Source organism: Anaerorhabdus sp., from assembly GCF_036641015.1.
Classification (GTDB): domain Bacteria; phylum Bacillota_I; class Bacilli_A; order Erysipelotrichales; family Erysipelotrichaceae; genus Anaerorhabdus.
In genome coordinates, this window is record NZ_JAVWFO010000021.1 from 1 (window position 1) to 12955 (window position 12955).

The window sequence follows — 12955 nt, forward strand, 5'->3', positions numbered from 1 at the left end:
TACTACGTCTTCTCTTATTCTTTTTGCGTGCTCTTGTGTTTTCATATTCCCTCCACGTTAAAATAATCAATCAAAAAATCACTAACGCCATTATGATCGTTGTCCTTTGTTGAATGTGTTGCATAAGTTTTAATTACTTCATCGCTATTACCCATAGCTACACCAATACCAGCTTTTTCAAACATTGATAAATCATTATAGTTATCACCAAAAATCATAACTTCATCCATTTTAATATTTAACATATCCGCAACAGTTTGTATTGCATTACCTTTGGTTGCATTTACATTGGTAATTGTAAATAAAGTACCTTCAGAACGATTAAAATTAATAAGTGGACACAATTGTTCAATCTTATTTTTAGTTTCAATAATATCATCTTGATGATCTGTCGCTACTGTTATTTTAAATACTGGATATTCTGTTAAATTAATAGATTTACTATACTCAATTTGCGTTAGTTTTCCGTTTAGTTTAACTTTAAAACCATCTAATAAAGAATGATTTAAATTATATATAAGACGGTTTTCACTGTATGCTAAAAAAGGAAATCCATCATTAACTAATGAATTACATATTACATCAACATACTCATTGGGAAGGGCATAGTTTACAATCATTTTATTTTGTTTATATACATTTGCACCATTGTTTATTATAAAAGGCAATTCAAGTTTTAATTCTTTTATAATATCTTGCATTAAATATATATTTCTTCCTGATGCAAGTGTAAACAATACTTTTCTTTTCTTTAAATCTTCAATCACTTGTATAAGTTTAGAATCAATTTTTTTGTTGGAGTCAAGAATTGTTCCATCACAATCAGCAACAATTAGTTTAATCATTAAATACTCTGTCTAGTTTTTCGCGTAAGAACTTATTTGCATTGATACAATCTTGTTCCCAATTATCTTGACCGACATACCAAAATTCTCCAACAAACATGCGAACTCCTAATTCTTTACAACATTGTATTACATTAATAAAGTCTGTATGGCCAGTACCAAATTCAATTTCACGATAATGTCCAGGAATCGTTTCTTTTAGATGAGCTGCAATTAAATGTCCCTCACCCTTTTTTATATCTTCAATTACATCACAGTTATATAGTAAAGAAGCATTAGTTAGATTTCCCATATCGGGATATACATGAAGATAAGGGCTATTTATCAAATTCACATATTCCATTGATTTTTCCACTGTATCCATAAATGAAGTTTCCATTGTTTCAAATCCTAATAAAACTCCTTTTTTAGATGCCATTTCAGTTGCAAGCGCAAGATTCTTTACGAATCTCTTCTTAGTTTCATCATTGCCTTTTGAATAATATACATCATATCCTGCTAATTGAATAATTCTTATCCCAAGTCTACTTGCAAGATTAACAGCTTTTTCCATAATATCCAAACTTTTTTTAATAGTCTCATCATCTAATGATCCTAGTGGATATTTTCTATGACCGCTTAAACACATTGTATAAATTGGTACACCTGTTTTTGTCATTAGATTACGTAAAGAATCCACCTCTGAATCATTCCAGTCTAATCTAGCTAGTTTATCATCCGTTTCATCAACACTCATTTCCAACCAATCAAATCCCAATTCTTTGCAAAGCAATAATTTCTCTTCCCATGTACAAGTATTAGGCATTGATTTTTCATATTGACCTAATAAATATTTTTTATTGTCCATAGTATGCACCAGGTCCATGCTTTCTTAAAAAATGTTTATCTAATAATTCTGATTGCATATCTTCGATATTTTCGTTAATAGTTTTTGTTTTTAATCCAATTGCCGATATTTCTTCCAATACCACCGCATTATGAACAGCTTCATGCGGATTCTTTCCCCAAGTAAAAGGTCCATGGCTATGTACCAATACCCCTGGCATTTGATTTGGATCAATTTTTCTTTCTTTAAAAGTATCAACAATTACTTTCCCTGTATTAAGTTCATAATCATTTTTAATTTCCACTTCACTCATTAATCGTGTACATGGGATTGAACCATAAAAATAATCTGCATGAGTAGTTCCATATGCTGGTAAATCATATCCCGCTTGTGCCCATGCTGTCGCATTTTGAGAATGCGTGTGAACAACACCGCCAATATCAGGAAAATTCTTATAAAATTCTAAGTGAGTCATTAAATCACTCGATGGTTTTAATTTACCTTCAACACTATTTCCATCCATATCTACAATAACCATATCCTCTACTGTCATTGTGTCATATTCTACACCACTAGGTTTAATAACAACTAAACCTTTTTCTCTATCAATGCCAGATACATTACCCCAAGTAAAAGTAATTAGTCCATATTTTGGCAATAATAAATTTGCTTCAAAAACATCTTTTTTCAATTGTTCTAACATAATACCCTCCTACTTAGTCGCAATATAAATTGCTGCTTCATTCATTGTATGATTAGCTGCAATAATGATGTCATCATTTTCTCTATTAACTACATCAATATTGGCAGGTCCTACACCACTTTCAACAATTGTTACTACGTATTCATTATTAATATATTGAATTACAAATAATTCTGCATTTACTCTTCTAACTCCACCTATAAATGAGTTAACACCACAGAATTTCTTTCCTACTAATGTATGCGCAAAATCAATTTCATATGGATAAGTAAAATCACATTCATATTTACCATTTACTAACTTATAAATCTTCATTGCATTTCCATGAAATGGTTCAATAGTCATCATTTCTTCAACACCATCATTATCGATATCAACAAACGCAATTTCGCTAATTGATCCATCCATGATTTTTTCTACATTCCAATCACCATCAAGCTCATTAGGTGGGGTTACTCTAAGTACACCTTGAGCACTTGCAAAGTAGCCACATATACTACCATTATGATAACCTCTTGAATAACCATGATTTTTATAACAATCATCAACAATTTTTGTTAATTCAATACCCTCATCACATTGTTTTGGTAACACTCCAACATATACTTGTCCCGGTTTTGTCCAATCTTCTTTATCTTTTTTGTCTTCAGCAATTGTTGCGGCAATAAAATAATTAACACCATTTTTATTATAAATATCAAAACGATGCAAATAAGGTAAATGAAGTACATCTTTAATTATCCATCCTTTACCCTTTTCGTACTTGCCCCAAACTATTTTCGCTAAACTAGGGTTAACTTTTAGATAGAACTCTTGTACTGCTAAGAATTCATTTTTCTTATTTGGAATCGGAATAATAGACATACAGCCTCCAGCATTATCCCAAATAACCTCGCTTGTTGAAAAATCTTTACCACTATACATTTTACAAATGCTTTTTGGATCCTCACTTGCGAATAAAGCTACAAGTTCACCATCAATTTCCATATGACTTGCGCAATAGCAACGTTGTATATTATCTAAATGAATTTTTTCAAATTTCATATGTCCTCCATTTTAAGAAGGCTACCAATTACGGTAGCCTTAACAAACTATTTATTTCCTTCCACAAGCCCATTGTTAATTAACAACTCTTGAGCTTCTTTGTCAGAAAGTACATTCTTCATACCACAAATTTTAACACCTTTTTTTGCAGCATCTTCAAACATGTTCGCAAAGTTAAGTGGACAGAACACAACATCATATTGTGTAGCAGCACTCTTACCTTCCGATAAGGAACAGTGATGAATTGTTTGTACTTTTAATCCTAAATCTTTTGTAGCTTTTTCTACTCTCATCTTCATCATCAATGAAGTTCCAGCACCATTTGCACATGCAACTAATATTCTAAGCATAACTTTTCTCCTATTATTTTATTTTTATTTTTTATTTATTTTTTCTAAATAAGCATCATAATCTTCAGTAATCAAGAAATATGTATCTGGATGTGCGCGATATTGTAGTTGAGGAATTAGAATTAAAATTATTACAACTACAGCAACACCCGCATAACTCAAGAATTTCATTAATACTGTGAATACTGGCCATACTACTGCCCAGTCCCACATTCCTAAATATCCTCCGTAAGCAGCTAAGCCAACCCAAGATGCAAAGATAGCAGACCCAAACACTTGGCATAATCCAGAGATGAATGGCATAAGCATTGCAGCCTTAACTCCACCACGGTTATTTGCAAATACAGCGATTGTAGCATTATCGAAGAATACTGGTACGAATCCAGCGATTACTAATGTTGGAGACTTTAATAAAATTAAAACTATTATTGCTAGGAATTGTCCTAATGCTCCAAATAAGAAACCTATTGTTACTGCATTTGAAGATCCAAATCCATAAACCGCAGCACAGTCAATACCTGGAACAGCTCCTGGTAAGAATGTATTAGAAATACCTTGGAATGAGTTTGTAAGTTCTGTTACGAATGTACGAACTCCAAGTTGTAAGATTGCTAAATAAACTGCGAAATTGAAACATGTAGTTAAGATATAGAAGAAGAAATCTTTATCAGCAGCCAAGAATCCAGCTTCTACTAAATATGGTTTACCAAGAATAACTAATATTGCACCAAAGAAAATTAGCATTAACACTGAAGTAGCAACCATATTTTCATTGAAAATCGATAAGAATCCAGGGAATTGAATATCTTCTAAACGTTTCTTATCTTTTCCCCCCATCTTCTCAGCTAGTTTAGCAAAGAAGAAGATACCAAACATTTGTTGATGGGCAACAGCAAATCCGCCACCTTCTGTTAAATCTTGTGTAATTTCAACTGTTAAATTTGAACCTACTGCCCAATATAAACCTAATACCAATCCCATGATTAATAGAATTGAAGTATCACCTAAAGCTGGGAAACAGAATAACATAATCCAGAATGCAGTTGAAGCTTGTTGCATTTGTACGTGACCTGTTGTAAATACTGCACGCATCTTTGTCCATTTTTTAAGTCTAACTAGAATTAAATTAAAGATAAATGCGATAAGTAATAGTAACATTACTTGTGAGAATGTTCTTCCAAAAACTTCACCTAAACCAGCTGTAACAGCATTTTGACCAAAGTAAGGATCAATTACCATTGCATCTAGATTAAAACGATCTTTTAAACCTACTAAGATTGGTCTAAAGTTATTTACTAACCCTCCTGATCCAACGCTTAGAATTAAATAACCTACTGTTGCTTTTACAAATCCCGCAAATGCTTCATATAAAGGTTTACGTAATAACAAGTATCCTATTAAAACGATTATCCCAATGAAGTAAGCTGGCTGTGTTAAGATGTTAGTCGCAAAATACGACCAAATTGACATTAAAAATTCCATTATTCTTCCTCCTTAAAGTTTGTATTTCTCTCCCACTTTTTTTAAATCTTGATCATTTTTAACTTGTAATAAATCTTCAACTAATTCTTCATTCATTAGCATTTCTGATAATTCCATCATGTTTTCTAAATGATTTTCATGATTTTCGGCAGCTAATGTAAAGAATAGTCTTGCATCCTTTTCAGGATCATTAGGATCAAAGTGCACAGGTTCTTCAACTTTCATAAATCCAATTCCAGTTTTCAATACTCCTGTTGCCCCTTCAGTTGAGTGCGGCATTGCAATGTTAGGTGCAATAACAATGTAAGGCCCATATTTTTCAACACATTCGATTACAGCATTCACATAAACTGGTTCAATAAATGCTTGATCTATCAACGGCTGTGCAGCTGCTTTTACTGCATCTTGCCATGTGTTAAACTCCGTATGATAACAAGTAACTTTATTATCTATAAATTTTTCGATTAACATAGTTACACTCCCTACAGAATACTTCTAAATGGAACATTAGGTTCTTCTGTGAAGCTATCTTCAAAACCTCTACGATAATGGAATTGGCGTTTGTCAGCATCATTTGGATAAATGAATTTTCCCCCAACATCCCAAATAAATGGTTTAAATTGATAATCTAAGACATATTTTTTGAAATCGTATAGTAATAATATTTCTGCTGGATCTGCTTTAAAGTTTGTCCATACATCGTAATGGAACGGAATTACCACTTTACAACGAAGTGCTTCAGCCATACGCAGGATATCAACGCTTGTCATCTTGTCTTGGTTTCCTGCTGGATTTTCTCCATAAGAACCTAACGCAACATCAATTTGATAATCTTTACCATGTTTAGCATAATAAGTTGAGTAATGAGAATCTCCACTATGATATACATTTCCTGCAGGTGTTTTAATTAAATAGTTAACGGCTTTTTCATCCATATTAGTTGGGCATACACCGCGTATATCTTTCTCATCAGTTACAAGACAAGTTCTGTCAAAACTATCTAGAACTACAATTTCAATATCTTTTACCTTAATAACATCGCCTGGCTTAACAACTTTACAGCGACTTTCAGGAACTCCGTAACTTAACCATTTTTCAACACTCTTTTGTGGACCAATGAAAGGTACATCACTAGCACAGTTATTCATAACAGCTGCCGCAAAGAATGGATCAATATGGTCATTGTGATAATGAGTACTTAATACAGCATCTACTGTAGTTACTGCAAATGGATCATATACAATTGGTGCTGCACGTAAGTTTGGTTGAGTCATAATACCACCAGTCATGTTTCTCATTTGATGATATTTTTCCATCTCTTTGTTCTTTTTAGAACGCTTACCATTTCCAAACCATAAATCTATTGCAATATTTGTATTGTTTTCTGATTTAATCCATAAACCAGTACATCCAATCCACCACATTGCAAATGTTCCTTTTTCTACTACTTCTTGATCAATTTCTTCATTTAACCAAGTTCCCCATTCAGGGAATGCTCCTAGAATCCAAGATTCACGTGTAATTTCATTAATTTTCGGCATATTTTTTTACTCCTTTGATTGATTTCATAGTAAACGATTGTTTATTCATTTACAATGCATTTATATGATTATTCAATCGTTTATATGATTATTTGATTTTTTACAAGCGTTTACATACTCAAACAATCATTAAAACATTGACTTTTATGATTATTCGTTCTTTAATATTAGTGTGAGGTGTTAAAATTATGAAAAAATTAACAAATTATACTTTTAGTTCAGAAGCAAAACGTTTCATCCACATTGTTATCTATGTAATATTTCTATTTTATTCGATTTACTTGATAACAAATGCCCCTGATATGTCAGTCAAACTCGTTTATTTAGCGATTACTGTCTTCTTTCTATTCTTCGCTATCTATTCGGAATATTTAGAATATATATACGAAAATGCTATTAAGGCATTAAATTATAAATGTGATCCCGAATTAGCAATAAACTACTTCAATAAAGTCAATAAATTAGATTTTATGAAATCATATAAAAAGAATAGAATACTTTTTGATAATATATATTATCTAGCAACATATGAGCCAAATAAAGCTATCGAACTCATTAATAAAAATGATTCTTACTTTAGAGCAAACATAGACGCCCTATTTATTCGTAATGTTTCGTTATTTATCGCATATATCGAATTGAATAATAAAACACAAGCAAAAAAAGCATATCCTGAAATCATTAAACTTAAAGGAGTTAAAGTAAAAGGCAAAAAATTATCTCCACTGTATAACTGGCAAGAATTAGAGGCTCTCGATTATTATATTAGTAATGATTTTGAAAAAGCTTGTAAAAGCTATGAATCAGTAAATATTTCATATATGAATAACAAAGAAAAAACACAATACTATTTGTATTATTATAAATCACTAATTAAAACAAATAGAATCGAGAAAGCAAATGAAATAAAAGTTTTATTAGAAACTGTAGCTAATAAACTTCCGATAGACAAAATGATGTAGGTGAATATATGAAAGTAAATTATGAAATTGTTCAACAAAGACGTGATGATATCATGGTTCTTATTCAAAAATTAGGAAAAGTAGATGTAGAGACATTATCTAATGAATTTAATACATCAGAAATAACAATACGCCGTGACCTACAATATTGGGAAGATCGTGGTGCTATCATTAGATATCACGGTGGTGCTAAGTTAGTACAGCATATGGTAAACCACAATAACACTAACTTCACTAACGATCGATATAAACATGCATTAGCAAAATATGCTGCACAATTTGTAGAAGAAGGAGATACGATTTTTATAAACACATCATCGACCGCACTTCTTATTCTTCTTTATATCCAAAATAAACGTGTTACAGTAATTACCAACAACGCAAAAGCGTTATTAGTTAAACACGATCCACTAATATCTATTGTACTTACTGGCGGTGAATTGCGTTTCCCAAAAGAGGCAATGGTTGGTGAATTCTGTTTAAATAATTTAAATAGAGTTTCAGCAAATAAATGTTTTATTGGATGTAGCGGTATTAGTGCTGATGATGGAATAACAACTGCAATTCAAAATGAAGTGTCCATCAATGAGACGATGATACATCGTACAACAGGTTCCGTATTTGTTTTAGCTGATTACACTAAAATCGGAACTAAGCACAGCTTCTTATCAGGACAAATTGATGATATAGATTATTTAATAACAGATATTAATGCACCGCAAGAAACCCTTGAAGAAATAGCAAAACACGATGTTAAAATAACCCAATTAAAACCATTAATCAGAATCGATGAAACGCAATAAGACTTCAAAATTGAAGTCTTATTTTTTTATTTTATTTCTAATAAAATTCGATGAATATGAATCGTTAAGTACAGTTCTTCCTGTTTACTCAATCCCCCTGAAAAAGATTGTGTAATATATTTATTTATCTTTTTAACACATTCATACTCACTTTTACACTCTTGTATAACTGTATCAAATAATACATCTGTATTTTCGCTAATTTGCGTTTGACTTATTAATCGCTGTCCAAATAATCTAAGATGAGTTAAAAACCTAACAAATGCTACACTCTCAACATCATACTGTATTTGAAAATTATATTGAACAATTTCAAGAATCGAATTAACAACATCATTAATCTTTCTATTTTTTTGATAACTATTATTTTGTTGTGCATTAATAAAGTGAAATGCTATATTTCCAGCTTCATCAAATGGTAATTGAATACCAGTTTTTTCATAAAGAAGAGAAATCGCAAATTGTCCTAATTCAAATTCTTGTGGATTAAATTGTTTAACATCTTGGGTATAAAAATTCGCAAGATTAATCTCCTCTTTTACTCTTTTAGCAGCAAAAGCAATATGATCAGTAAGTGCTAAATAAATATAATCCATTAACTCAAAGTTAAAATCTTTCTTTGCTTTATCAATTGTTGCTTTTGCAATTTCAAAATAAACACTATCCGTTTCAGCAGCGAGTCGAATGATATTTCTAGAAACTTCTTTATCTTTTAAAATAAAAACTTTTTCGATTTCGTTAGGTAATATTTCATCCCCAATTTTTTTATTAAATCCAATTCCTTTTCCAAGAAGTATAAGTTCTTTTCCAATTGAATCTATAACTAAAACTACCGAGACATTTAGAACTTTAATAACTCTCATACTTCACCACCCCTCTAAGAAGTACTTTTTATATTGATTCACCATTATTACTGATTATATTTTTATACCAGTAATAACTATCTTTCTTAATACGTTTCATTTGTTTTAAATCAAAGTCAGTTCTATCAATGTAAATAAAACCATAGCGTTTCTTATAACCTTGATGAGAACTTAATAAATCAACCACTGACCATGGACAGTACCCAAATAATTCAACACCATCTTCAATAGCATCAGCACATGCCTTAATATGTGCTTGAATATAATCAATACGATATTGATCATGAACTTTTTCATCATCTGTTAACACATCAGCAGTTCCTAAACCGTTTTCTGTGATAATCAATGGTAAATGATAACGACGATAATAATCATTTAAAACTATTCTTAACCCCATAGGATCAATTTGAGCACCATATTCACTTGCTGTTAGATTCTCATTTTTCTCATCTCTAAAATAACCATATTGATCAAAGTCAACTACATTACCTCTAAACACTCTTGAGCCTATTGGATTTTGTTCATCAACCGGTAAATAACTTGCACATAATGTACGATAATAATTCAATGCTATATAATCTATTTTAGCATTTTTTAAAATAGTTGTATCACTTTCTTCCATTATCGGCACAATATTTCTTTCTTTTAGATATCTTAAATAATAACCCGGGTACTCACCATTTGTATGCATTTCTAAACAATAATTAGTTTTAAACCAATCATTCATCTTTGCTGCCCAAACATCTTCTGGCTTATTTGTTAATGGATATGTACAAGTAGAAGAAACAGCTGGACCGATTTTTGCATCTTTGATTAATTCATGACATAAATTAACAGCATGAGCATGAGCTAAAAACATATGATAATCCATTTGAGCACGTATTTTATCTGCAGTATATGAATCATCCACATTTATATTCATGCGTTCATCAACACGAATCATAAGATTTTGCTCATTATGTACTTGCCAAATCTTTACGCGATCTCCAAACTCTTTAAAGCATGTCTCTGCATATTTAGCAAATGCATCGATTGTCTTACGTGACTCCCAGCCGTTATATTTTTCCACTAACTGGTAAGGTAAATCAAAGTGATATAGTGTCACTAAAGGTTGAATATTATTTTCCAACAATGTATTAATAACATCATTATAAAAATCAATTCCTTTTTGATTTATTTCCCCTTCTCCATTTGGATATATTCTTGCCCATGAAATTGAGAAACGATACGCTTTTAAACCTAATTCTTTCATTAACTGAATGTCTTCTTTGTATCTGTGATAGAAATCAGCGGCAACCTTACTATCTGCTTGTTTATCAGATTTCTTAAAAGAATTAAAGTCTGCAACTGTCATTCCTTTACCATCTTCATCCCAAGCTCCTTCTATTTGGAATGCTGAACTTGCTGCACCCCACAAAAAGTCTTTAGGAAATTTACTCATCTTATATCCTCCTAGTTATTAATCATTAATATATTTGTATTTAATGTCGATTGTATTCCGTCGATACTATTTACTTCTTTAAATTCATTAGAATTTGAGATAACTACCATTACAGTAGGATCATATCCTTCTTTTTTAATTTCATCGATATCAAAACTAACAATCTTAGTTCCTTTTTTTATTTTAGCACCTTGCTCAACAAAATTTTTAAAATGAACACCTTTTAAAGCCACAGTATTTATACCAATGTGAATTAGCATTTCAACACCATTATTAAGTTTTAAACCAATGGCGTGTTTAGTTGGATATAGCACGGATACTTCACAATCTTCTGGCGCAATAATTTCACCAACTGTTGGGTTAATTGCGATACCTTTTCCTAATGCACAAGAAGAAAATACTTCATCACTAACATTTGAAATGTTCATTGTAATTCCTTGAACAGGTGAAGCTATTTTAATATCCGCATTTATTGAAATATTTTTCTTCGTAGTACTTGCATCAACAATATCTTCAAATCCTAAAAAATAAGTAAGTGCTGCTGCACCAAAGAATGCAATTACAATTCCGGCAATATAAAACATAAATTGAGTCATACCAAACGCTGCATACGTAAATATAGTAAGAACACCATTGTTTGCAAATGCATCACCATACACATTTCCAGCACCCATAACAGCGCCACCAATCGCACCACATATAACAGCATAAATCATTGGTTTCTTTAAACGTAAATTACATCCATAAATAGCAGGTTCTGTGATACCAACAAGGGTTGCAGCAATAGTAGAAGATGCCGCTACTTGTTTTAACTCTGTACTCTTTGTTTTTAACAATACTCCTAACGCAGCTCCACCTTGTGCAAAATTTGCTGCTCCTGCAAATGCCAAAATGTTTTGACGTCCTGTAACAGCTACATCATTTAATCCAATTGGTAACAACGCACGATGAGCTCCAAAGATAACAAACACACACCATAATCCTCCAATTAAAGCACCACCTAAAATTGTACTAAAACTCATAATACTTCCATAAATAAATTGAATTACATTACCAACATAAATACCAATAGGCCCTAAAACTACAAGTGTTAATGGAATCATAATAAATATTTCAATACCTGGTACTAAGATGATTTGCAATACTTCAGGAATCCATTTCTTCAAATATTTTTCAACAATCGCCATCACTAATACCGCAAGAATAATAGGTATTACTGATTCAACATAAGAGAATACTTTAGCTGATTCGCCAATTTGCCATACCCCTTTAACTACTGGTAATCCAAATATAGTTGTCATAACTTCTGTATTTTGAATTAATGCATCAATTGCTGGATAACACAAAGTTCCTCCAATAACCATCGCAATAACTTGATTACACTTCATAGCTTTTGCACATGTCATAGCTAGGAATATAGGCATGAAATAGAATATTACTTGGCTTGTAGAAAATAAAATATTATATGTATCAGATGCTGAAATATCAATACCATAGTTATTCATTAATAATTTCGCTGCAGTTAATAATCCCTTAATTAATCCCGCTGCCGCAATAGCTGGAATTAGAGGAGTAAACATTTGAGTAATTTTTTGTAGTATATTATCAAATAATTTACCTTTTACTGGCTCATCACCCGTTACTTCACCCGATGCGAGATGCTCACCAACAATTTCTACTACTTCATCATAAATTTTTGTAACCTTAGCTCCACATACAACTTGATGTTGTCCCCCAGCATAAACTACCGAGATTACTCCTTCAATCTTTTCTAATACTTCTTTTTTTACTTTAGAATCATCTTTTACAACAAATCGTAAACGAGTAAAACAATGCGTAACATTTTTAATGTTTTCCTTGCCCCCAACATTATTAACTATGTCTTGAGCTATTTTTCTATAATCCATAATTCATTCTCCTTATTTTTAATTTTGTACATATATCATCGGCCAAATGATGTTGATTAAACAAAAAAGATCAAACGATTAAATACAATACACCTAAAAGGTGTTTATATTCTTTCATTCGATCTTGCCTGTTTCCAGTAACAGTCGAGTTACTTAAATTTATCAACTACTGTCATTATATATAGAAT

General features: G+C 31.4%; 13 protein-coding genes. 2 read left to right on the forward strand and 11 right to left on the reverse strand.

The window, feature by feature from the left end; translation table 11 throughout:
• Window positions 1-41: 41 nt before the first annotated feature.
• From RR430_RS04570 to ulaG, 8 genes are read right to left on the reverse strand one after another with little or no spacing between them, the layout of a single operon-like run.
• Window positions 42-845 (reverse strand): HAD family hydrolase, encoded by an 804-nt coding sequence (locus RR430_RS04570; RefSeq protein ID WP_332487856.1) that lies wholly within the window; start codon window positions 843-845, stop codon window positions 42-44.
• On the reverse strand, window positions 838-1692 hold the full coding sequence (locus RR430_RS04575; protein ID WP_332508720.1) for an L-ribulose-5-phosphate 3-epimerase: 855 nt from the start codon (window positions 1690-1692) through the stop codon (window positions 838-840). Before RR430_RS04575 ends, RR430_RS04570 begins: the two co-directional genes overlap by 8 nt.
• Complete coding sequence (gene araD / locus RR430_RS04580) at window positions 1682-2374, reverse strand: L-ribulose-5-phosphate 4-epimerase (protein WP_332487853.1); 693 nt, start codon at window positions 2372-2374, stop codon at window positions 1682-1684. Before araD ends, RR430_RS04575 begins: the two co-directional genes overlap by 11 nt.
• 9 nt (window positions 2375-2383) lie before the next feature.
• Window positions 2384-3418: a hypothetical protein gene (locus RR430_RS04585; protein WP_332487851.1), complete on the reverse strand. Its 1035-nt coding sequence runs from the start codon at window positions 3416-3418 to the stop codon at window positions 2384-2386.
• A gap of 47 nt (window positions 3419-3465) precedes the next feature.
• Complete coding sequence (locus tag RR430_RS04590) at window positions 3466-3768, reverse strand: PTS sugar transporter subunit IIB (RefSeq protein WP_332487849.1); 303 nt, start codon at window positions 3766-3768, stop codon at window positions 3466-3468.
• A 24-nt stretch (window positions 3769-3792) separates the two neighbouring features.
• Entirely contained in the window at window positions 3793-5250 is a 1458-nt protein-coding gene (locus RR430_RS04595) for a PTS ascorbate transporter subunit IIC (RefSeq protein ID WP_332487847.1), read from the reverse strand.
• A gap of 12 nt (window positions 5251-5262) precedes the next feature.
• Window positions 5263-5721: a PTS sugar transporter subunit IIA gene (locus RR430_RS04600; protein WP_332487845.1), complete on the reverse strand. Its 459-nt coding sequence runs from the start codon at window positions 5719-5721 to the stop codon at window positions 5263-5265.
• 11 nt (window positions 5722-5732) lie between these two features.
• Complete coding sequence (gene ulaG / locus RR430_RS04605; protein ID WP_332487843.1) at window positions 5733-6791, reverse strand: L-ascorbate 6-phosphate lactonase; 1059 nt, start codon at window positions 6789-6791, stop codon at window positions 5733-5735.
• 188 nt (window positions 6792-6979) lie between these two features.
• Here ulaG and RR430_RS04610 point away from each other — a divergent pair, with 188 nt between their 5' ends.
• Together RR430_RS04610 and RR430_RS04615 are read left to right on the forward strand one after the other, a co-directional pair.
• A complete protein-coding gene (locus tag RR430_RS04610) occupies window positions 6980-7753 on the forward strand; it encodes a hypothetical protein (protein WP_332487841.1) in 774 nt (257 codons plus the stop codon).
• Window positions 7754-7761: 8 nt separating this feature from the next.
• Complete coding sequence (locus tag RR430_RS04615) at window positions 7762-8556, forward strand: DeoR/GlpR family DNA-binding transcription regulator (RefSeq protein ID WP_332487839.1); 795 nt, start codon at window positions 7762-7764, stop codon at window positions 8554-8556.
• Between the two features lie 26 nt (window positions 8557-8582).
• Here the strand turns inward: RR430_RS04615 and RR430_RS04620 are convergent, their stop codons facing one another.
• Genes RR430_RS04620 through RR430_RS04630 form a run of 3 tightly spaced genes read right to left on the reverse strand, consistent with a single transcriptional unit; the run spans window position 8583 to window position 12767 of the window.
• A complete protein-coding gene (locus RR430_RS04620) occupies window positions 8583-9419 on the reverse strand; it encodes a PRD domain-containing protein (RefSeq protein ID WP_332487837.1) in 837 nt (278 codons plus the stop codon).
• A 28-nt stretch (window positions 9420-9447) separates the two neighbouring features.
• The gene (locus RR430_RS04625; protein WP_332487835.1) at window positions 9448-10860 is read right to left on the reverse strand and encodes a glycoside hydrolase family 1 protein; all 1413 of its coding nucleotides are present in this window, start codon (window positions 10858-10860) and stop codon (window positions 9448-9450) included.
• Window positions 10861-10871: 11 nt separating this feature from the next.
• The gene (locus tag RR430_RS04630) at window positions 10872-12767 is read right to left on the reverse strand and encodes a beta-glucoside-specific PTS transporter subunit IIABC (RefSeq protein WP_332487834.1); all 1896 of its coding nucleotides are present in this window, start codon (window positions 12765-12767) and stop codon (window positions 10872-10874) included.
• Between the last annotated feature and the right edge of the window lie 188 nt (window positions 12768-12955).